The organism is Janthinobacterium sp. BHSEK, from assembly GCF_056174685.1.
Window position 1 is genome coordinate 1 of record NZ_JBWBYV010000021.1, and the last position, 20,965, is coordinate 20,965.

A 20,965-nucleotide genomic window follows, 5' to 3' on the forward strand; every position below is an offset into this window, starting at 1 on the left:
TCGCCCCGTAGCCACAGCGACAGAGTTCCGCATAGTTGCTAATTGATTTGCCCGACTATCAATTTGCTCCGTCATGCGACAGGCCAAAGCCAAGTGCCGGCCGGCAGACGCTCCGTGCGCCCATCAAAATGAACACTATCCGACTGGAACCGGCTACTTGATTCAGGATGAGTATATCATACTGTGTTTATATACAGTATTGAGGTAGATCATGTGGGGCGCTGTCTTACCCGAGTATGCTGAGTTGTACTGCCTGAGCAATTTCAGCTTCCTGCATGGGGCCTCGCATGCGGAAGAGCTGGTCGCGCGCTCCATGCAGCTTGGTTACAAGGCGCTGGCCATCACGGACGAGTGTTCGCTGGCCGGTGTCGTGCGCGCCCATGCGGTGGCCAAGCGGGCCGGTTTCCCCCTGATTATCGGCGCGCATTTCCATTTGACGCAGGCCGACGGCAGCCCGGGGCCGTCGCTGCTGGCGCTGGTGCGTGATATCGACGGTTACGGCAACTTGTCTGAACTGATTACCATGGCGCGCACGCGGGCGGCCAAGGGGCGCTATGTGCTGACGCCCGACGATTTCACGGCGCCGTCGCCGGAGTTTGCCCATTTGCGGGGTTTACCGGGCTGTCTGATGATCTTGCTGCCCAGCTATCCGGCCCGGCCCGAGGCGCTGCGCGCGCAGGGCGCGTGGATGGTGGCCACCTTTGGCGGCGAGCGCAGCTGGATCGGCCTGAACCTGCTGCAGCGGGCGCAGGATGACGCGCACCGCGGCGCCGTGCAGGAGGCGGCGCAGGCGCTGGGCTTGTCCGTGGCGGCCGTCGGCCATGTGTGCATGCACGTGCGGTCGCGCAAGCCCTTGCTCGACACCCTGTGCGCGATACGCGTGGGCAAACCCGTGGGCGAGTGCGGCTATGCGCTGGCGCAAAATGCGGAGCAGCATCTGCGCGCGCGCTTGCGCCTGGCCAATGTGTATCCGCCGCAAGCGCTGGCGGAAACCGTATGCATCGCTGGTCAGTGCACGTTTTCGCTCGACAGCCTGCACTATGACTATCCCGTCGAGCTGGTGCCGCACGGCCACACGCCGGCGACGTATCTGCGCGAAGAAACGTATGCGGGCGCGCGCCTGCGCTTTCCGCTCGGTATCCCGGCCAACGTGCAGGAACAGATCGAGCAGGAGCTGGAGCTGATCCGGGATCTTTCCTACGAAGCGTATTTTTTGACCGTCTACGATATCGTGCGCTTTGCCCGCTCGCAAAACATCCTGTGCCAGGGCCGCGGATCGGCCGCCAATTCGGCCGTCTGCTATTGCCTGCACATCACGGAAGTGGACCCCGCGCGCGGCAATTGCCTGGTCGGGCGCTTCATGTCGCGCGAGCGCAACGAACCGCCCGATATCGACGTCGATTTCGAGCACCAGCGGCGCGAAGAGGTCATCCAATATATCTACGGGAAATATGGGCGCGAGCGCGCCGCGCTGGCCGCCGTGGTGATCAGCTACCGGCCGAAGAGCGCCTTGCGCGACAGCGGGCGTGCGCTGGGGATCGACCTGGCCATCGTGGAAAAGGTGGCCAAGGCGCATCGCTGGTTCGACGGCAAGCGCGATCTGCTGGAGCGCCTGGCCGAATGCGGGCTGGACCCGGAGGCGGCATTGTCGCAGCAGTGGGCCGGCCTGGCGCAGCAATTGCTGGGCTTTCCCCGCCATTTGTCCCAGCATCCGGGCGGCTTTGTCATCGCGCAAGGAAAATTGTCGCGCCTGGTGCCGATCGAAAACGCCACCATGGCCGAGCGCAGCGTCATCGAGTGGGACAAGAACGACCTGGAAGAGCTGGGCCTGATGAAGGTCGACGTGCTGGCGCTGGGCATGCTGTCGGCCCTGCGCCGCGCGCTGGAACTGGTGAGTGCGCGGCGCGGCGAGGAATTCCGCCTGCAGGATATTCCCGCCGAAGACCCCGCCACCTACGACATGATGTGCCAGGCGGACACCATCGGCGTGTTCCAGATCGAGTCGCGCGCGCAGATGAGCATGCTGCCCCGGCTGCGGCCCCGTGAATTCTACGACCTCGTCATCGAAGTGGCGCTGGTGCGCCCCGGGCCCATCCAGGGCGGCATGGTGCATCCTTACTTGCAGCGGCGCCAGCAGAAGGAGCCGGTCGAGTATCCGAAGGGGCTGGACAAGGCGCTGGGACGCACCCTGGGCATCCCGATCTTCCAGGAACAGGTGATGCAGGTAGCCATCATCGCGGCCGATTTCACGCCCGGCGAGGCGGACCAGTTGCGACGCGCCATGGCGGCCTGGAAACGCAAGGGCGGCATGAACAATTACAAGGAACGTATCGTCGAAACGATGGTCAAAAATGCGTATAAACGGGAGTTCGCGGAGGCCATCTTCAGCCAGATCGAGGGTTTCGGCGAATACGGCTTTCCCGAGTCGCACGCGGCCAGCTTCGCCCTGCTGACGTACGCCAGTTCCTGGCTGAAATGCCACGAACCGGCCGCCTTCCTGTGCGCCTTGCTGAATAGCCAGCCCATGGGCTTTTACGGCCTCTCGCAACTGGTGCAGGATGGCCGCCGGCATGGCGTGCAGGTGCTGCCCGTCGACGTGGCCGTCAGCGGCTGGGAGGCGGCGCTGGAAGCGCTGGCAGGGCAGGGCGGGCAGAGTGCTGCACCGGCCGTGCGCCTGGGCTTGAACAGCCTGTTCGGCATGCGCGCGGAGGCGGCCCGGCGCATCGAGGATGCGCGCGCCATCGCCGCCTTCGTCGACGTGGCCGACCTGGCCCGGCGCGGCGGCCTTGACCGCCATGACTTGCAGGTGCTCGCTGCCGGCAACGCGCTGCATGCGCTGGCCGGGCATCGGCGCGAAGCCCTGTGGCAGGCGGTGGGCGCCGTGCCCGACAGGGATTTGCTGCGCGACACCACGCAAGAGGAAGACTTGCCCGTGCTGGCCGCACCGACGGAAGGCGAAAGCATCGTCAGCGACTACCGCGCGCAAGGCTTGACCCTGGGCCGCCACCCGCTGGCGCTGCTGCGCAGGCAATTGCTGGAACAGCGTTTCATGCCGGCGTCCACGCTGATGACGTACACGAGCGGGCAAGTGGCGCGCGCCTGCGGCATCGTCACCGTGCGCCAGCGTCCGGGCACGGCCAAGGGCGTGATCTTCATGACCCTGGAAGACGAGACGGGCAGCGTCAACGTCATCGTCTGGCCCGACCTGGTGGAAAGTCAGCGGCGCGAGGTCTTGAGCGCGCCGCTGCTGGGCGTGTACGGCGTGTGGCAAAGGGAGGGCATCGTGCGCAACCTGGTAGCCAAGCACCTGGTCGATATGTCGCACTTGCTGGGGCGCTTGCGGACCAGCAGCCGCGATTTCTGTTGAGGCTTGTCAACATCGTCCGGACGGTGGCATGATTATCATCATGACTACCTTGCCCGAACCCACCCTGCGTCCCGCCCTGGTCGCCGACGCGCCCGCCATCGTCGCCCTGATCGACGACCTGATGCCTTTTTTAACCTTGCACCCGGACGGCGCGGGGGCAGAAAAGTTCATCGAGAACTGCCGCCAGCCGGCCATCGAAGGCTATCTGTCGCTGCCCAATTATGCCTACCAGCTCGCGCATATCGACGGCGAACTGGCCGGCGTGGTGGCCATGCGCGACAACACGCATCTGTTCCACATGTTCGTGCCGCGCGCCCTGCACCGGCGCGGCATGGCGCGCCGTCTGTGGCAGGCAGCGCGCGATGCGGCGCTGGCCAGGGGCGGCGTGACGGCCTTTACCGTCAACTCCTCGGCCTACGCCTTGCCCCTGTACGAAAGCCTGGGCTTTGTCGCCACGGGGCCGAAAGTGGAGACGGGCGGCATCGCCTTCGTGCCGATGCGCATGGAATTGACGGCCTGATTACCAGCGCACGATCTTGCCCGGATTCATGATGTTCTTCGGGTCCAGCGCGTGCTTGACGGCGCGCATGGTGTCGATGGCGCCCTCGCCATGCTCTTCCACCAGGAAGGCCATCTTGTGCATGCCCACGCCATGCTCGCCCGTGCAGGTGCCGTCCATGCCGATGGCGCGCGTGACCATGTCGCCGTTGACCTTTTCCGCGCGGGCGATGTCGGCCGGATCGTCGGGGTCGACCAGCATCTGTACGTGGAAATTGCCGTCGCCCACATGGCCGATGATGGCGTAGACGAGGCCCTGCGCTTCGCAATCGGCCTGGGTGGCGAGAATGCATTCGGCCAGGCGCGAAATCGGCACGCAGCAGTCGGTGGAAATGGCGCGGCTGCCGGGGCGCATCTGCAGCAGGGCGAAATACGCGTTGTGGCGCGCGGTCCACAGGCGCGAGCGCTCTTCGGGGCGGCTGGCCCACTCGAAATCGCTGGCGCCGTGCTCGGCCGTGATGGCTTGCACCAGTTGCGCCTGCTCGGCCACGCTGGCCGGCGTACCGTGGAATTCAAACAGCAGCAGCGGCTTTTCCGGCAGCGCCATCTTGTCGTAGGCGTTGATGGCCTTGACGCCATTTTCATCGAGAAACTCGACCCGCGCCACCGGAATGCCCATCTGGATGGTCTGGATCACGGCACTGACGGCCTCGCCCGTGCCGGGGAAGGAGCAGACGGCTGCTGAGATCGCTTCGGGCAGCGGATACAGTTTGACCGTCACTTCCGTGATGATGCCCAAGGTTCCTTCGCTGCCGACGAACAAGCGCGTCAGGTCGTAGCCGGCCGACGATTTTTTCGCCCTCGTTCCCGTCTTGATGATGCGTCCGTCGGCCGTCACCACCGTCAGGGCCAGCACGTTTTCACGCATGGTGCCGTAGCGCACGGCGTTCGTGCCGGACGCGCGCGTGGCCGCCATGCCGCCCAACGACGCATTCGCGCCCGGGTCGATGGGGAAGAACAGGCCCGTGTCGCGGATGTCCTCGTTCAGCTGCTTGCGCGTCACGCCTGCCTGCACGGTGGCCGTCAAGTCTTCACTATGCACGGCGACCATTTGCTGCATTTGCGACAGATCAATCGTCACGCCGCCATGCAGGGCCAGCACGTGGCCTTCGAGCGAGGTGCCGCTGCCGTAGGCGATGACGGGCACGTCGTGCGCGCTGCACAGCTTGACGGCGGCCGCCACTTCTTCAGTGGAATGGGCAAAGATGACGGCGTCCGGCAGCATGGGGGGATAGCTCGACTCGTCGCGGCCATGGTGTGCGCGCATGGCTTGCGTCATGGAAAAGCGGTCGGCAAAGATCAGGGAAAGTACGGCAGCAAGGGATGCGGGCAGCGGTTTTTTCAGTACCGCCAACTGGTCAGTTTGATTCACGCGAGTCCTCCGTTTTTTTTATTCTACTCCGCGCCCAGGGATTTCATCGAGGCACCATTTTTGCCAGTTGTAAAAAAATTCGCATGGCGGGTCGTGCACTGGTTGTAAATGAGAATCATTTCTATTAGAATGCCCGCCAGTAGTTATTTTGCAATGCGTTCTTCCACCCGAAAGGCCATGCCATGAAATTTCCCTTGTCCCTCGCCGCCGTCCTGCCCGCCTGCGTGCTGGCGCTGGGCGCCTGCAGCAGCGTCGCTCCGCCGCCCGCCGCGAAAGCGGCGTCCGCTTCTGCGCACGACGTGCGGCAGTTGGGCGAGATCGTCGACCTGCGCAGCGGCCAGCGCGTGACTGCCGAGCAATTGCTGGCCCAGCTGGCCGCCGCCCCGAGGGTCATTGTGGGCGAGCAGCATGATCAGTTCAGCCACCACCGGATCGAGCAATGGCTGCTGCAGCAATTGCAGGGCCAGCGTCCGCAAGGCAGCGTGCTGCTGGAAATGCTGAACCCGGACCAGCAAGCCAAGGTGGACAAGGTCAAGCCGTGGCTGCAGACGGACCCCGTCGTGCGCCCCGAACACGTGGCCGAGCTGCTGGCCTGGCAGCCGGGCTGGAAGTGGGCGCAATATGGCGACCTGGTCATGACCGTGATGCGCGCGCCATATCCCGTCTGGTCGGCCAACCTGGACCGCAGCGAGATCAAGCAACTGTTCATCGACCAGCCAGCCGTGCAGGGCAAGCACTCGAACCTGGCCAACGATGGCAAGGTGCATGACAAACTGAAAGACATCATCCGCGTCATGCACGACAACCAGATCGATGCGCCGCGCCTGGCCGCCATGCTGTCGGTGCAGCAGCAGCGCGACCGCCGCATGGCCGAGCGCCTGCTGGCCGCGCCCGTGCCCGCCGTGCTGATCGCCGGCGCCTACCATGCGCACAAGGACCTGGGCGTGCCGCTGCACGTGCAGGACTTGACGGGCGGCCCCGCGCCGCTGGTGCTGGTGCTGGCGCAGCAGGGCGCCACGGTGTTGGCGCCGCAGGCCGATTTCGTCTGGTACACGCCGGTGGCGGCACCCGCCATCGCCAGCGTAAAGTAATTCCTTGCATCTCCGCCGGGCGTTCAGCCCGGCACTCTCCCCCAGCAAGCTCCTCCATAGCAGCCAGGTAGTCCGTCCGATTTTTTTGCATGCGCGTGCGCGCCGTTGGCGCAGCCATGCCTGTTCACTGTAGAAGCTCCCATGCGTACCTCCTTGTTGTATATCAAAGCCGCCGCCGGCGGCGTGTTTCTTGCCCTGTTCCATGCCGGCGCGCAAGCGTCCGCGCTGCCACACGACATGTCGCCGCTGGGCATGTTCTTCGCCGCCGACCAGGTGGTCAAAAGCGTGCTCATCGGCTTGCTGCTCGCCGCGCTGGCCACCTGGGTGGTCTTGCTGGTGAAGGGCGCCAGCTTGCTGCAAGCCCGGCGCGAAGCGGCGCTGGCCGTCGCCGTGCTGAAGACGGCGGCCTCCTTGCCGGACGCGGCAGTAAAGAGCGGGGCGTCTGTCCTGGCACAACGGTTGCTCGATGATGTGCAGCAAGAACTGAATCTGTCGCACGCCAGCGCGTCGGCGGCGGCCTTGAAGGAGCGGGCCGGCTTTCGCCAGGAACAATTCATTGCGCAGCAGGTGCGCGCCATGACGCAAGGCATCGGACTGCTGGCCAGCATAGGCGCCGTGGCGCCGTTCGTCGGCCTGTTCGGCACCGTGTGGGGCATCATGAACAGTTTCATCGGCATCGCCGTCAGCCAGAGCACGAATTTGGCGACCGTCGCGCCCGGCATCGCGGAAGCCTTGCTGGCCACGGCCTTGGGCCTGGTGGCGGCGATACCCGCCGTCGTCATCTATAACGTCTTGAGTCGTGGCATCAACCAGGTCAAGGCGCTGCTGCGTGCCGCCTCGGCGCAAGTGCTGCTGATGCTGAGCCGCGACCTCGATGCGCGCAAGCAGGCCTGAACCATGGCCAGCCTTTTCCCATCGCAGGACGACGACATGGCCGACATGCCGGAATTGAGCGAGATCAATGTCACGCCCTTCATCGACGTGATGCTGGTGCTCTTGATCATCTTCATGGTGGTCTCGCCGCTGGCCACCGTCGACCTGAAGATCGACTTGCCGGCCGCCACGGCCAAACCCGAGCCGCGTCCCGAAAAACCGTTGTTCGTCTCCCTGAAGGCGGACCGCAGCCTGTATCTGGGCGAGTCGCCCGTGGCGCGCGAACAGCTGGGCCGCCTGCTCGATGCACAGACGGGCGGCGACCGCCAGCGCACGCTGTTTTTCCAGGCCGACAAGCAAGCCGCATATGAAGACGTGCTGGGCGTGATGGATGCCCTGCGCCAGGCAGGCTATTTGAAAGTGGGCCTGGTGGGCCGGGAGGGCGGGTGAGAGCGCCGTCCACGCTGGCACCGCGTCCGGTATTGAACTGGGGCATCGCCACGTCGCTGGTGGTGGCCACGGCGCTGGCGCTGCTGCTGTGGGTCGGCTGGCAATCCGCCGCCGTTGCGCCCGCGCAGCCGCCCGCCAGCGTGATGCTGGTGTTTGCCGCGCAGGCAATGTCGCCGGAGGCACAACAGACGGCAGCGGCAGGGGCGCGCCAGTCGGCCGCGTCCAGCGCCGCGCAGCCGAAAAAGAGTGCGGCCAGGCAGGAAGCGCTGCCCGTGCTGGCGCGCGCCGCCGCGCCGCAAATCGTCGCGGCCGAAAAAGAAGCGAAGGCAGAAGCCAGTCCGTCGCCAGATCCCGGTAAGGATGCCGCCAGGGAAGCGTCCATGCAAGCGCAGGCCAGCAGCAGCGCCACGCCGGCACCAAGCACCGTGCGCGGTCCGCAGGCGGCGCCATTCGACAGCGACACGCCGCCCGCCAGCGCGGCACCGGCCAGCTGGCAAAGCCGGGTGCTCGGCCACCTGGCCCGCTTCAAGCGCTATCCGGGCGACGCGCGCCAGCGCAAGCGGGCCGGCGCGGCCTGGGTGCGCTTCCAGGTGGACCGCGACGGCAAGCTGCTGGCCAGCGAACTGGTCACTTCATCGGGCACGGTGCTGCTCGACCGCGAAGCGCTGCAAGTGCTTGAGCGCGCGCAGCCGCTGCCGGCGCCGCCCGACAACGTCCTGCGCCAGGGCACGGTGACCGTCACCTTGCCCGTGTCGTTCAAGCTGGAGCCAGGACAGGACAAGGCATGAGGATGCCGATTGTATTCATTAAAAATCCAACCATAACAAATCGAGGGTGTATGCATATCAAGACAATGACGCGGGCCGTGGGCATCTGCATGGCCTTGCTGGCGCAGCAGGCTGGGGCGCAGTCGCAGGAAAGCGGCAAAGTGGAATTTTCGCCGCTGAATGTATCGGGTCAAGCGCTACCCGTGGAACAGCAGGCGCTGGAAAAACCGGGCGCCGTCAGCGCGCGCGGCGCCGATACGCGCTTGCAGAGTGTCGACCAGATCGTGCGCGGCATGCCGGGCACGTTCACGCAGATTGATCCGGCGCAGGGCGCCGTCAGCGTCAACATCCGCGGCTTGTCGGGCCTGGGCCGCGTCAACATGATGGTCGATGGCGTGAGCCAGAATTACTATGGCAGCGCACCGTCGTCCGTGTCGCACGGCGGCGTGCCCAGCAGCCAGTTCGGCGCGCTGATCGACCCGAATTTCATTATCGGCGTGGATGTGTCGCGCGGCAATGTCGTCGGCGGCGACGGCGTCAATGCGTTGGCCGGCAGCGCCAATTTTCGCACCATCGGCGTCGATGACGTGGTCTTCGCCGGTGAAACGGTGGGCGCACGCACGAAGATGTCCGCCGGCAACAATGGCGTGGGACGCAGCGCCATGCTGGCCGCGGGCATGAAAAATCCCGCCTTCGATGGCGGCAGCGTGGGCTTCATGGCTGCCACCAGCGCCAGTGTGATCGGCAACAACTACACGAATGCGAAAGGCGTCAACAGCGAGGAATTCGGTTTCGGCTATAACCGCTATTACAAGCAAAAGCCCAAGTCGCAATTGCTCAAGCTGGACCTTACATTGAGCGACTTCCACGCGCTGGAATTGTCGGCGCGCGATTACCGCAATACGTTTACGCGCCGCGATATCCAGAGCGATGACTACTATGTGAAATATCACTACACGCCATTTTCGGAATTGATTGACCTCAATGTGGTGGCCAGCAGCAGCCGTGGCAAGCAGAAATACATGCCCGGGGCGTTGACCAATTTCATCAACACGAATGCGGCCAACCGCGCCGACGCCATCGACATCAACAATACCAGCAGCTTCAGGCTGGCCGGTGGCGACGCGCTGGTGACCATCGGCGGCAAGCTGATGCGCAACAAGTACAGCAAGCACGTGGAAAGCCTCGTCGACGACCCGGACAATCCGGACGCCAACCAGCAATCGATTGAAAACAATACCTTTGGTCCCGCCGGCAAGCAAAAGATCGACAGCCTGTATGCGGGCCTGCAATACAACCGCGGCCTCTACCAGATCAACGCGGGGCTGAACTACACCAGCTTCGAGCTGACGGGCTACAAGCCGGCCTGCGATGAACGCGTGAAATGTTTCCCGCAAGGGGCTTCGCACATTGCACTGAAGGAGCATGGCGTCAACCCTTCGCTGCTCGTTTCCGCGCAGGTGGCGCCGTGGTTCCAGCCGTTTGCCAGCGCCGAGCGCACCATGCGCGGGCCGAATCCGCAGGAAGTGTTTTTCTCGAATGACGGCGGGGCGTCGATGAACCCGTTTCTGAAGGGCGAGAAAGCGACGACCTATCAGCTGGGCTTCAATTCCAGCCTGCATGGCTTGCTGAGCAAGAACGACGTGCTGAACTTCAAGGCCCTGTATTTCAAGAGCAAGATCGACGGCTATATCACCAGCCAGTCCTTCCTCGTGTGCGACAGCGGGCGCAAGTGCAATATGTCGGAAGTGATCGCCACGGACTGGGAGACGGTCGATGAATACGTGACGAACATGTATATCTACATCAACTCTTCCACGCCCGTGCGCACGCGGGGCTGGGAACTGGAAGCGCAATACCAGTTGGGCCCGGCCTATGCGCGCCTGTCGTACACGCGCGAAAAGACCAGCCAGCCTACGTCGATCGCCAGCGCGTGGTTTGGCGCGGCCGATATCAGCGAGCTGCCCAGCACCTATTACAACCTCGACGTGGGTACGCGTTTGCTGGAGAACAGACTGGAAGTGGGCGCCATCCTCAAGCACACGGGGTCGAACCGCCGCCTGTCGCCCGAGAATGAAGCCGATGAAGCGACGGGCGAAGTGCTGAAGGCCGAGAATCCGAAGATCCCGGCCGTGGTCGACTTGTATGCGAGTTACCAGGTGTCGAAAAACCTGTTCCTGCGCCTGTCTGTGCAGAACGCGATGAACAAGGATTTCTCGGAAGCGCTGAACCGGCTGAACTCGATGCCGTCGCAGTCGCAGGACAACACGCCGCTGAGCACGGCGCGGGGCAGGACGTATGTGGCGGGGCTGGAGTACCGCTTTTAAAGCAGACCCCAGCCCCGCGCTTTGGCTGGATTAATACTCGCGCGGCGTCGTGCCATAGTAACTATGGATCGACGTCGCCCAGGCGCTGTCTGCCATGTTCGGCCAGTTATCCGTATCGAAGCCGGGCGCGTTTTCGATGCGTTCCTTGTCGACGTTCAGGGTGAAGCGCTTGTTGACGGTATCGAGCAGCAGCGCTTCCCAGGGCACGGCGAACAGCTTTTCGCCGATGGTGAAGACGCCGCCGTGCGACATGACGGCGTAGGCAATCTTGCCGCTGCGCATGTCGATCATGATTTCCTTGATTTCGCCCAGGTGTTCATCCTTGGCGTTGTGCACATGGTCGCCGATCAGGGTGTCTGCACCCATCAGTTCAGGGCCGGGGCCTTTGTGGCCGCGGTTGACATACATGCCGTAGGCGTCGCGTTCTTCGTAGCTCATGGTGGACCTCCTGTTGAAAAATCCCAGTCTGCCGTCAGGGCGCGGCAGGGTCTGTTCGCTCGCCCACACAAAGTATGGAATTGGAAATATTTCAATTCTTGCTATTGGGTAATTTTGTTGTGCGTAGACAGCAGGAGGGGGAGGGATAGTCGGTATTTGGCGCAAATTTCCGCGCGCGGGGGGCGACGCAGGCGGGCTTTAGTGTATAATTTCAATTTCCCGCACGTGCCGTTCGGCACCATCTGCAATGACCAAATTTGTCTTCGTCACTGGTGGCGTTGTGTCTTCCCTTGGAAAAGGGATTGCCGCCGCCTCCCTCGCCGCGATCCTCGAATCGCGCGGCCTTAAAGTCACCATGCTCAAGCTCGACCCGTATATCAACGTCGATCCTGGCACGATGAGCCCTATGCAACACGGTGAAGTCTTCGTCACCGATGACGGGGCCGAAACCGACCTCGACCTCGGTCACTACGAGCGCTTCATCTCCACCCGCATGAAAAAGGTGAATAACTTCACCACCGGCCAGATCTATGAATCGGTGATCCGCAAGGAACGCCGGGGCGAGTATCTGGGCAAGACCGTGCAGGTGATTCCGCATATCACCAATGAAATCCAGGATTACATCCGCCGTGGCGCCGAAGGCTACGACGTGGCCCTGTGCGAAATCGGCGGCACCGTCGGCGATATCGAATCCTTGCCCTTCCTGGAAGCGGCGCGTCAGCTGAGCCTGCGCGCCGGCCGCAAGAACACGGCCTTCGTCCATCTGACCCTGGTGCCTTACATCGCCTCGGCCGGTGAACTGAAGACCAAGCCGACCCAGCACTCGGTGCAAAAGCTGCGCGAAATCGGCATCTTGCCGAACGCCTTGCTGTGCCGCGCCGACCGCGCCATTCCGGAAGACGAGCGCGCGAAAATCTCGCTGTTCTCGAACATCGAGGAAGACGCCGTCATTTCCGTGTGGGACGTCGATACCATCTACAAAGTGCCGCAGATGCTGCACGACCAGGGCCTCGACAAGATCATCTGCGACGCGCTGGACCTCGATCCCGCACCGGCCGACCTGTCGATCTGGAGCAAGCTGATCTACACGATGGAACACCCGAAGGCGGAAGTGACCGTCGGCATGGTCGGCAAGTATGTCGAGCTGACCGAGTCGTACAAGTCGCTGATCGAAGCGCTGCGCCACGCCGGCATCCACACGGAAAGCCGCGTCAACATCGAGTACATCGATTCGGAAGAAATCGAAACGACCGGTTGCGACAACCTGGGCAAGTACGATGCCATCCTGGTACCGGGCGGCTTCGGCAAGCGCGGCGTGGAAGGCAAGATCAAGGCGGCCCAGTTCGCCCGCGAAAACAAGATCCCTTACCTGGGCATCTGCCTGGGCATGCAAGTGGCCCTGATCGAATACGCGCGCAACAAGGCAGGCATGCCGAACGCGAATTCGACCGAGTTCGACCTTGATACGGATCAACCTGTCGTTGCACTGATCAATGAGTGGCAAAACCACGATGGTAAAGTCGAGTTGCGCGATGAAAACTCGGACCTGGGCGGTACCATGCGCCTGGGCGCGCAGACCTGCGCCGTCAATCCGGGCACCCTCGCCGCCGAGATCTACGGCAGCGTGGTGACCGAGCGTCACCGCCATCGCTACGAAGCCAATAATCACTACCTGGCCCGTGTCGAAGCGGCTGGCCTGATCGTCTCGGCCCGCACGCCGAGCGAAGATTTGTGCGAAATCATGGAATTGCCGCGCACGGGTGAGAATGCCCACCCATGGTATATGGGCGTGCAATACCATCCTGAGTTCAAGTCGACGCCACGCACCGGCCATCCGTTGTTTACCTCGTTCATCAAGGCAGCGCTGGCGCACAAGGAAGCCAACGCCGCTGCGCAATAACGCGGTCGATCGCGACAGTATTACCCGTAAGACAGCTCCCGGCCAGATGGTTCCCGCCGGGAGTTTCTTTGCCCCCTTTGTGCAATTGCGCATCAGAACGCAGTGTGCAGCCCCTGTTACGCTTAACTTTGGAGAATGACATGAGTGCTATTGTTGATATTATCGGTCGCGAAATCCTGGACTCGCGCGGTAACCCGACCGTCGAATGCGATGTGTTGCTGGAATCGGGCGTGATGGGCCGTGCGGCCGTGCCGTCGGGTGCCTCGACCGGTTCGCGCGAAGCCGTGGAATTGCGCGATGGCGATGCCAAGCGCTACTTCGGCAAGGGCGTGCTGCAAGCATGCGAAAACATCAATACCGAAATCTCCGAAGCCATCATGGGCCTGGACGCCAATGAACAGGCTTTCCTGGACCGTACCCTGATCGACCTGGACGGCACGGAAAACAAGTCGCGCCTGGGCGCCAACGCCATCCTGGCCGTCTCCATGGCCGTGGCCAAGGCCGCCGCCGAAGAAGCGGGCTTGCCGCTGTACCGCTATTTCGGCGGTTCGGGCGCCATGCAGATGCCAGTGCCGATGATGAACGTCATCAACGGCGGCGCGCACGCCGACAACAACCTGGACATCCAGGAATTCATGATCATTCCCGTGGGCGCCCCGTCGTTCAAGGAAGCCGTCCGCTACGGTGCGGAAGTGTTCCACACGCTGAAAAAGATCCTGCACAAGAAGGGCCTGAACACCAACGTGGGCGACGAAGGCGGTTTCGCGCCATCCCTGGCCAACCATGAAGAAGCCATCAAGCTGATCATCCAGGCCATCGAAGAAGCGGGCTACGAGCCAGGCACGCAGATCGCCATCGGCCTCGATTGCGCCGCGTCCGAGTTCTACAAGAACGGCAAGTACGAAATGGAAGGCGAAGGCCTGAGCCTGACGGCCACCGAGTTCACCAACCTGCTGGCGACCTGGTGCGACAAGTACCCGATCATCTCGATCGAAGACGCGATGCACGAAGGCGACTGGGACGGCTGGGCGATCCTCACCAAGGAACTGGGCAAGAAAGTGCAACTGGTCGGCGACGACCTGTATGTCACCAACACCAAGATCCTGAAAGAAGGCATCTCGAAAGGCATCGCCAACTCGATCCTGATCAAGATCAACCAGATCGGCACGCTGACGGAAACCTTCGCCGCCATCGAAATGGCCAAGCGCGCCGGCTACACGGCCGTCATTTCGCACCGCTCGGGCGAAACGGAAGATTCGACCATCGCCGATATCGCCGTTGCCACGAACGCCCTGCAGATCAAGACCGGCTCGATGTCGCGTTCGGACCGCATGGCCAAGTACAACCAGCTGCTGCGTATCGAGGAAGACCTGGGCGACATCGCCAGCTACCCTGGCCGCGATGCGTTCTATAATCTGAAGTAAGCTGATGTAAAACCCACTGGCCGGCCGGAGAAATCCGGCCGGTTTGTTAACCGACTACCCCATGCGCCTGATTACGCTTGCCCTGGCAGCCCTGCTGCTGCTGATCCAATTTCCCCTCTGGCTGGGTAAAGGCGGCTGGTTGCGCGTTGCCGACATGGAAGCCCAGGTGGAGGTGGCGAATAAAAAGAATATGGAATTGAAGGCGCGTAACGCCAAGCTCGAATCCGAAGTGCGCGACCTGAAAGATGGCACGGGTGCCGTCGAGGAGCGTGCCCGCTATGAGCTGGGCATGGTCAAACAGAATGAGATTTTCGTGCAGATCGTGCGCAAGGGACAAACCCCGCCACTGCTGGAAACACCGGTGGACGCTGCTGCGCCGCACTGAGTCGTACTCACTTCCCGCTTGCCAGCCTGGACCGATTGCCAGGCTGACATATCATATTGTTACCTTGTTACCTTGTGCTGCTGCACACTATTGCCTTGCTGCTTGCTGCTTGCTGCTTGCTGATCAGAAACGGGCCTTGCCGGTCGAGATCAGGTAGAAATGGATGCCGGTAACGACGACGGCTACGGCGATCAGTGCGGTTTCGAGAAACATCATATAAAAATCCTTTCAGAGTATTGAGTTAGCCGCGCGACGCCAGGAAACGCAATTCCGAAGCCAGATTCGGCATCAGCTTTTCGTAGCGGTTCGCTTCCGAGTTCAGCAGGGCGAAATCGCGCTTGCTTGGGCGCACATAGCGCTCGTCGTCGGCGCTGGTCGTCGCGGTGGCGATGACTTCCTTCTGCGCCAGTTCGCTGTACGGCTTGGAGGCGAGCAGGGCGCCCAGGAAGGCGCGCGTGGCGCGGCCCAGGTTGCTGAAGTAGTTGTCGTTGTCGTTGCTGTAGGTGTTGGTAAAAGTGGACATATGCCCTCCATGAATGGTCTGTTGTTGCATTGCACAATAATGGAGTTGGCGATATATGTCTAATTTCAAATTCCAATTTCAGAAATTCAAGAAACGAATAATAAGGGCGTAGCCGCCGGCCACGCCCTGAAAAAGAATTTGTTACCAAATGTTTATCCGGCGGCGATGCGTCCCAAACCGGGATCGTCGCTGAAAAAGCCGTCCAGTCCCGTCTCGATGTAACGCCGCATTTCCGCCACGGAACCGGCTTCGTTGCGCGCATTTTCTCCATTGCCGTCGCGGAAGTCGGCCGCCAGGAAACGGTTTTCCGGGCGGAAGGTCCACGTGTGCAGCAACAAGCCCGCCTGGTGCGCATCGTCGACGATGGCGGTGGGCCTGGCCAGGCGCTGGTCGGCGCCCAGCGGGATGAGGCCGCGCGTGGGCGGCGCCACCACGTCCGCGTAGGCGGCGATGTCGCGCAGGCCGGCCGGTGTGGTCATTTGTCCAAACGTCAACTTTCCACCCGCCTTGACGACATCCATCGGGCGCACGTCGCCGCCCACCACCAGTTGCATCAGGCGCACGTTGGCGCGCCGTCCCAGCTTCTCGCGCAGGTACTTCAGATTCGCCACTTCGAAGGACTGGATTTCGATCGGCGCACGGCGCGTGTATTCGTGCGCTAGCATGGTCGACAGGAAACGGTCTTCCAGCGCCAGGCCCGCATCGCGGAAATACGTGGAGCTTTTCAGCTCCGGCACGAGGCCGATGACGCGTCCGCTGGCGGCTGATTGCGCTGCAACAAAATCGATGATTTCTTCCCAGGTCGGGATCTGGAATTGTCCATCGTACAAGGTGTTGCCGGTGCGCACTTTCGGCAAGCGTTCGATGGCGCGCAGGGTTTTCAGTTCCGCCAGGGTGAAGTCGTCGACGAACCAGCCTTCGTGCCATTCGCCGTCGACCATCTTCTTGCCGCGCCGGCCGGCAAACTCGGGCCGGCGCGCCACGTCGGTGGTGTCGATCAGATTGCTTTCGTGGCGCGCCACGAGGATGCCGTCGCGCGTGGCGACCAGGTCCGGCTCGACGTAGTCGGCGCCGTCGAGGATGGCCTTGGCGTACGAGGCCAGGGTGTGTTCGGGGTGCAGGGCGCTGGCGCCCCGGTGGGCGAACACCAGCGGACGGGTCGGGGGCGTGGCCAGCAGGCCGGCGGCAAAGCCCGGTGCTGCCGCCAGGGCCAGGCCGCCCACGGCCGCCTGGACGAAGTTGCGGCGCGAAAAGTGCCGTTGCGGCAGCACAGGGGCGAGATGCGGCGCGCGCATCAGAAATCCGCCGTCAAGGTCAAAAAGCCCTGGCGCGGGGCGATGGGGAAGGTGTTGTACGTCTTGTCTGCCGCGCCCACCACCACGTTCAGCGATCCTTCGCGATTCGCCAGGTTGCTGACGTTCACGCGCCAACGGGGGTTTTTCAGCCAGCCGGCCATGGCCGGCAGCTTGCCCGACACGCCCAGGCCCATCAGGAAATAGCTGGGGACCGACAGATCGTTGGTGTACGTCGCGTAGCGCTTGCCCACATAGTCTCCCGTCAGTTGCACTTCGATATCGCCAAACGTAGCCGAGGCCACGAACTTGTTCAGCCATTCCGGCGAGCCGGGTACGTTCTTGCCGGCGGTCAAGACCAGCGCGGCGCCATTGTTGTAATTGTCCGCGTACTGCGAGCGGTTGTACGACAGGGCATTGTAGAACGAGAAATTGTTGCCGAAGTGCACAGTACCCGCGATATCGATGCCGTCCGTGCGCACGCTGCCCACGTTGGCCAGCACGGGGTTGCCGCCGATGATGGAGGAAATCACGGGCGTGGGGCTGATCTGCAGCAAACGGTTGCTGAAGTCGACGTGATATACATTGACCTGACCATCGATGGCCGTGATGGCGCCCAGGTTCAATGGGTGGCTGCCGCGCACGCCCACTTCATAGGTGAGGGCCGTTTCCGGCTTGGCGTCGCGCTTGAACAAATCAAAAGCGGCCTGGCTCGACAAGCTCCACGGCGAGGCGCCGCCGCCGCCGTAGGTGACGAATTGGCGCATGTTTTTCTGGATATTGAAATACAGCTGGTCTTGCGGCGTGACATCCCAGCGCGCGCCCACTTGCGGCAGGAACCATTTTTTCGTGTTGATGGTGCCGACCGGCAAGGCCGTCGAGCCGCCCGCGATGGCGCCCTTGGCCGGCTGCACGGGGAATTGACCGTCGGCAAACTGCAGGCTGGACTTGAAGCCGGCCTGCAGGGCGATATCGGGGCGGATGCGCCATTCATCCTGCAAGTGCAGCTGCACCACCTTGTTGTCGATCTCGCTGCCGTACTGCGTGATCAAGGGATTGCTGGGGCGGTCGTACGGCGAGGTGGGGTTGTTCACGTCCAGCGCATACCAGCGGCGGTAGGCGGACGAGCGGTTTTGCTCGAGCCACAGGCCCGCTTCCAGCTGGTGCTCGCCGATTTCCTTGCGCACGGTGGAAAGGAAGCCGCCCCGCTTGATGTCGTATTCCGTCGTGCGCACGGCGTAGCCCGAGTTGCCGAACACCTGTTTCAGGTTCTGTTTCGGGTAGTACACGCTGAACAGGCCCGGCAAGCCGGCCACGCCGATGGGGCCGGCCACCACGCCCGCGCCGTCATCCTTGTGGTAATACACCTGGTTGGACCAGGTCATGCCATCGGACAGGTTGGCGTCGAACTTGGCGTAGGCCAGGTAATCGGTGCGCTGCGCATCGCTGTAGTAATTGCGGTAATTGTTGCCGTCGGCGGCGGGCGTCGCGCCCGTGGGCGACAGGTAATTCAGGGCCGCCTTGAAGTCCGGATACAGGAAGGGACGCGTGTACGGCGAGCTCGTCTCGCCGGCCACGTGCACGGTGCTGTCCTCGTTCGGCTCGATCTTGTCCGAGTAATTGAAGAACAGGGTCAGCTTGCCCGCCTCGCTGCGGTTGATGTATTTGGCGTTGAACTGGTCGCCGCCCTGGCGCGCATCGAAATCCCAGGCGCGCGCTTCGTGGTGCAGGATGGAAAAGTAGGCGCTGCTGCCGTCGCCGAAAACGCCCGTGTCATAGCGGGCGAACGTGCGCGAGGTGCGGTGGCTGCCCACCGTCTGCTGCAGGCTGGCGCCTTGCGTGGCCAGCGGGTCGCTGGAATAGGTTTCAATGGTGCCGCCCAGGTTGCTGGTCGAGGCCGTGGCCAAGTCGCCCGCGCCCGAGGACAGCACGACGCTGCGCACGTTTTCGCTGATGACGGCGCGCTGCGGCGACAGGCCGTTGTAGTTGCCGTATTGCTGGTCGCCCAGCGGCACGCCATCCATGGTGTAGCCGAGTTGCTGACCGGAAAAACCGTGCACGAACAGCGACAGGTTCTGTTCGTTGTTGCCCCATGGATCGGCCGTCTGGAAGCTGACGCCAGGCAAGGTTTGCAGGGCTTTCAGGGGATTCGTGCCGGGCAGGATTTTCTGGATTTCATTCTTGCTGAGGGCAACCGAAGAACGCGTCTTGCGCGAGGAAATCTCCACGGTGGCCATCGGTGCATTGTCGTCGGCAGCCGGGGCAGCAGTGGCTGCCATGTCGGTAGTGGCGGACGCCACGGCGGCGGCCACGGCCGTTTGCGCCAGGGCAGGCAAACTCAAGCCTGCGGCGCAGGCGCCCAGCAACACGTGGAAGGAATGGCGGCGCAGGGCCAGCGTCAAGTGGGGTGTCATCATCAGCCTGTGGAAAGTGGGAAGCAATACAAGCTGCGCAGCGTAACGGCGGCGCGTGACGGGCTGATGACGTATTGATGACGGAACGATGACAGTGGAAACAATTGCGCCGCCTCAAGGGCGGCGCGGCAGATTCATTGCGAAACTGTAATGCTTAGTTGATGCTGGCGGCTGGCGGAATCAAGACCTCGGCCGGCGCATCCGTGATGAACAGCTGCGCGCAATCGACCTTGTCGAAATCGTAGTGCTGGCCGCAGAAATCGCAGTTCACGCCCACGTGGCCGATTTCTTCCAGGGTGCTGTTGACTTCTTCCTCGCCCAGCATCTTGAGCATATTGCCCACTTTTTCGCGCGTGCAGGTGCAGTGGAAGCTCGGGTGCAGCGGGTCGAAGACGCGGATCGTCTCTTCCCAGAACAGGCGCTGCATCAGGGTGTCGATGTCGGTGGCGAGGATCTCTTCCTCTTTCAGGGTCGACGCCAGCATCACGGCGCGGTTCCACGTGTCGAGCGCGTCTTCTTCCGAGACGGGCGTCGCTTCCGCCTTGCCGCCGTGGTGCGGCAGTTTTTGCAGCAGCAGGCCGCGCGAGACGGTGTCGTCCGTGGCCAGCCACAGACGCGTATCGAGCTGTTCCGAGCGCAGCATGTAGTTTTCGATCACGGTCGCCATGTCGTCGCCGTCCAGCGGCACGATGCCCTGGTACGGTTGCTGGCCAGGCACCTTGTCGGCCGGGTCCAGGGTGATGATGAAGCGGCCCTTGCCCGTGGCGTTGAGCAATTGCGGCACGGTGGCGCCGTCGGCGATGGCGGCGTCCGGGTCCAGCTTGGCCGTGGCGCGCAGGCGCAGGTCGGAATCGCACTCGACGACCATCAGGCGCACGGGACCGTCACCATGGATTTGCATGATGATGGAACCGTTGAATTTCAGGTTGGCCGACAGCAGGGCGGCGGCGGCCACCATTTCGCCCAGCACTTTTTTCACGGCCGTCGGGTAGGCGTGGCGCGACACCACCTCCTGCCAGGTGGTCGATACGTCGATGAACTGGCCGCGCACGGCGGCGTTGTCGAAAATAAATTTTTGCAGGGTGTCCTGGCCGGTGGCGGCTGCGCTGACGGCGCCCGTGGTTTCAGTCGTCATTCTCTTATCCAATCTTCTTGAGTTGCGTATTAAATAGCTGGCCGCGCTGCACATAGTTCACGGCGTTGCCTTGTAGCCTGGTGATATCGTCTGCCGTCAGGGCCCGCACGGCTTTCGCCGGTGAGCCGAGGATCAGCATATTGTCGGGAAATTCCTTGCCTTCCGTGACCAGCGCGCCCGCGCCGACCAGGCAGCCCTTGCCGATCTTCGCGCCGTTCAGGATCACGGCCTGGATGCCGACCAGGGCGCCATCGCCGATCGTGCAGCCATGCAACATTGCCTGATGGCCGATGGTCACGTTCGAGCCGATGTCCAGCGGGTAGCCCGGGTCCGTGTGCAGCACGGCGCCTTCCTGCACATTGCTGTTGGCGCCCACGGTGATGCGTTCATTGTCGCCGCGAATCGTGGCGCCGAACCATACGGAACTGTTGGCGCCCAGGGTCACCTTGCCGATCACGTTGGCCGTGTCGGCAACAAAAGCGGAAGCATCAATCTGCGGCGCATCGGCGCCCAATTGGTAGAGTGTCATCGTCAGCCTGTGGCGGTGGTGGAAGCGCCGGGCATGGCCGGACGCGGAAGTTTTAGGTGTTGCGTACGCTATTTTACGCTGTTGCAGGACAAGTCCTGCCGCCGACCGCCAATCCGGTAT

At 62.7% G+C, this 20,965-nt stretch carries 17 protein-coding genes; 10 read left to right on the forward strand and 7 right to left on the reverse strand.

The window, feature by feature from the left end; translation table 11 throughout:
• Positions 1–211 precede the first annotated feature (211 nt).
• Complete coding sequence (locus AC0V2Y_RS09590; protein WP_475417252.1) at positions 212–3,367, forward strand: error-prone DNA polymerase; 3,156 nt, start codon at positions 212–214, stop codon at positions 3,365–3,367.
• 40 nt (positions 3,368–3,407) lie between these two features.
• Positions 3,408–3,887: a GNAT family N-acetyltransferase gene (locus AC0V2Y_RS09595; RefSeq protein WP_475417253.1), complete on the forward strand. Its 480-nt coding sequence runs from the start codon at positions 3,408–3,410 to the stop codon at positions 3,885–3,887.
• On the opposite strand, the gene AC0V2Y_RS09600 is transcribed toward AC0V2Y_RS09595, so the two are convergent.
• Entirely contained in the window at positions 3,888–5,297 is a 1,410-nt protein-coding gene (locus AC0V2Y_RS09600; protein WP_475417254.1) for an FAD-binding oxidoreductase, read from the reverse strand. It lies immediately after the preceding gene.
• A 182-nt stretch (positions 5,298–5,479) separates the two neighbouring features.
• Here AC0V2Y_RS09600 and AC0V2Y_RS09605 point away from each other — a divergent pair, with 182 nt between their 5' ends.
• From AC0V2Y_RS09605 to AC0V2Y_RS09625, 5 genes are all read left to right on the forward strand, one after another.
• Positions 5,480–6,388, forward strand: a complete 909-nt coding sequence (locus AC0V2Y_RS09605; RefSeq protein WP_475417255.1) for a ChaN family lipoprotein — start codon at positions 5,480–5,482, stop codon at positions 6,386–6,388.
• Positions 6,389–6,529: 141 nt separating this feature from the next.
• On the forward strand, positions 6,530–7,282 hold the full coding sequence (exbB, locus tag AC0V2Y_RS09610) for a tonB-system energizer ExbB (protein WP_475417256.1): 753 nt from the start codon (positions 6,530–6,532) through the stop codon (positions 7,280–7,282).
• Positions 7,283–7,285: 3 nt separating this feature from the next.
• Complete coding sequence (exbD, locus tag AC0V2Y_RS09615) at positions 7,286–7,711, forward strand: TonB system transport protein ExbD (protein ID WP_475417257.1); 426 nt, start codon at positions 7,286–7,288, stop codon at positions 7,709–7,711.
• Positions 7,708–8,499 (forward strand): energy transducer TonB family protein, encoded by a 792-nt coding sequence (locus tag AC0V2Y_RS09620; protein WP_475417258.1) that lies wholly within the window; start codon positions 7,708–7,710, stop codon positions 8,497–8,499. Before exbD ends, AC0V2Y_RS09620 begins: the two co-directional genes overlap by 4 nt.
• 50 nt (positions 8,500–8,549) lie before the next feature.
• Positions 8,550–10,805, forward strand: coding sequence for a TonB-dependent receptor domain-containing protein (locus tag AC0V2Y_RS09625; protein ID WP_475417259.1), 2,256 nt, complete (start codon positions 8,550–8,552; stop codon positions 10,803–10,805).
• A 30-nt stretch (positions 10,806–10,835) separates the two neighbouring features.
• On the opposite strand, the gene AC0V2Y_RS09630 is transcribed toward AC0V2Y_RS09625, so the two are convergent.
• Complete coding sequence (locus AC0V2Y_RS09630) at positions 10,836–11,243, reverse strand: PRC-barrel domain-containing protein (protein WP_070291784.1); 408 nt, start codon at positions 11,241–11,243, stop codon at positions 10,836–10,838.
• Positions 11,244–11,490: 247 nt separating this feature from the next.
• Between AC0V2Y_RS09630 and AC0V2Y_RS09635 the strand changes: the two genes are divergently transcribed.
• The 3 genes from AC0V2Y_RS09635 to ftsB all read left to right on the forward strand — a co-directional run bounded on the left by AC0V2Y_RS09635 (position 11,491) and on the right by ftsB (position 14,952).
• A complete protein-coding gene (locus AC0V2Y_RS09635) occupies positions 11,491–13,143 on the forward strand; it encodes a CTP synthase (protein ID WP_099408972.1) in 1,653 nt (550 codons plus the stop codon).
• Positions 13,144–13,283: 140 nt separating this feature from the next.
• Positions 13,284–14,567 (forward strand): phosphopyruvate hydratase, encoded by a 1,284-nt coding sequence (eno, locus tag AC0V2Y_RS09640; protein WP_070260371.1) that lies wholly within the window; start codon positions 13,284–13,286, stop codon positions 14,565–14,567.
• A 61-nt stretch (positions 14,568–14,628) separates the two neighbouring features.
• Positions 14,629–14,952, forward strand: a complete 324-nt coding sequence (ftsB, locus tag AC0V2Y_RS09645) for a cell division protein FtsB (RefSeq protein ID WP_475417260.1) — start codon at positions 14,629–14,631, stop codon at positions 14,950–14,952.
• A 241-nt stretch (positions 14,953–15,193) separates the two neighbouring features.
• On the opposite strand, the gene AC0V2Y_RS09650 is transcribed toward ftsB, so the two are convergent.
• The 5 genes from AC0V2Y_RS09650 to AC0V2Y_RS09670 form a co-directional block, all read right to left on the reverse strand.
• Positions 15,194–15,475, reverse strand: coding sequence for a hypothetical protein (locus AC0V2Y_RS09650; protein ID WP_475417261.1), 282 nt, complete (start codon positions 15,473–15,475; stop codon positions 15,194–15,196).
• 152 nt (positions 15,476–15,627) lie between these two features.
• Positions 15,628–16,746 (reverse strand): glycerophosphodiester phosphodiesterase, encoded by a 1,119-nt coding sequence (locus AC0V2Y_RS09655; protein WP_475417270.1) that lies wholly within the window; start codon positions 16,744–16,746, stop codon positions 15,628–15,630.
• Positions 16,747–16,769: 23 nt separating this feature from the next.
• Positions 16,770–19,184, reverse strand: a complete 2,415-nt coding sequence (locus AC0V2Y_RS09660; protein WP_475417262.1) for a TonB-dependent receptor — start codon at positions 19,182–19,184, stop codon at positions 16,770–16,772.
• 151 nt (positions 19,185–19,335) lie between these two features.
• On the reverse strand, positions 19,336–20,316 hold the full coding sequence (gene hslO, locus AC0V2Y_RS09665) for an Hsp33 family molecular chaperone HslO (protein ID WP_475417263.1): 981 nt from the start codon (positions 20,314–20,316) through the stop codon (positions 19,336–19,338).
• 4 nt (positions 20,317–20,320) lie between these two features.
• Positions 20,321–20,845: a gamma carbonic anhydrase family protein gene (locus AC0V2Y_RS09670; RefSeq protein WP_475417264.1), complete on the reverse strand. Its 525-nt coding sequence runs from the start codon at positions 20,843–20,845 to the stop codon at positions 20,321–20,323.
• Positions 20,846–20,965: the final 120 nt, after the last annotated feature.

What these genes read in the sequence shown, in the direction of transcription:
- AC0V2Y_RS09670 (WP_475417264.1), bottom strand. Translation starts at nt 20,845, where the DNA reads ATGACACTCTACCAATTGGGCGCCGATGCGCCGCAGATTGATGCTTCC.
- AC0V2Y_RS09630 (WP_070291784.1), bottom strand. Translation starts at nt 11,243, where the DNA reads ATGAGCTACGAAGAACGCGACGCCTACGGCATGTATGTCAACCGCGGC.
- AC0V2Y_RS09650 (WP_475417261.1), bottom strand. Translation starts at nt 15,475, where the DNA reads ATGTCCACTTTTACCAACACCTACAGCAACGACAACGACAACTACTTC.
- AC0V2Y_RS09595 (WP_475417253.1), top strand. Translation starts at nt 3,408, where the DNA reads ATGACTACCTTGCCCGAACCCACCCTGCGTCCCGCCCTGGTCGCCGAC.
- exbB (WP_475417256.1), top strand. Translation starts at nt 6,530, where the DNA reads ATGCGTACCTCCTTGTTGTATATCAAAGCCGCCGCCGGCGGCGTGTTT.
- AC0V2Y_RS09635 (WP_099408972.1), top strand. Translation starts at nt 11,491, where the DNA reads ATGACCAAATTTGTCTTCGTCACTGGTGGCGTTGTGTCTTCCCTTGGA.
- exbD (WP_475417257.1), top strand. Translation starts at nt 7,286, where the DNA reads ATGGCCAGCCTTTTCCCATCGCAGGACGACGACATGGCCGACATGCCG.
- AC0V2Y_RS09660 (WP_475417262.1), bottom strand. Translation starts at nt 19,184, where the DNA reads ATGATGACACCCCACTTGACGCTGGCCCTGCGCCGCCATTCCTTCCAC.
- eno (WP_070260371.1), top strand. Translation starts at nt 13,284, where the DNA reads ATGAGTGCTATTGTTGATATTATCGGTCGCGAAATCCTGGACTCGCGC.
- hslO (WP_475417263.1), bottom strand. Translation starts at nt 20,316, where the DNA reads ATGACGACTGAAACCACGGGCGCCGTCAGCGCAGCCGCCACCGGCCAG.
- ftsB (WP_475417260.1), top strand. Translation starts at nt 14,629, where the DNA reads ATGCGCCTGATTACGCTTGCCCTGGCAGCCCTGCTGCTGCTGATCCAA.
- AC0V2Y_RS09625 (WP_475417259.1), top strand. Translation starts at nt 8,550, where the DNA reads ATGCATATCAAGACAATGACGCGGGCCGTGGGCATCTGCATGGCCTTG.
- AC0V2Y_RS09605 (WP_475417255.1), top strand. Translation starts at nt 5,480, where the DNA reads ATGAAATTTCCCTTGTCCCTCGCCGCCGTCCTGCCCGCCTGCGTGCTG.
- AC0V2Y_RS09590 (WP_475417252.1), top strand. Translation starts at nt 212, where the DNA reads ATGTGGGGCGCTGTCTTACCCGAGTATGCTGAGTTGTACTGCCTGAGC.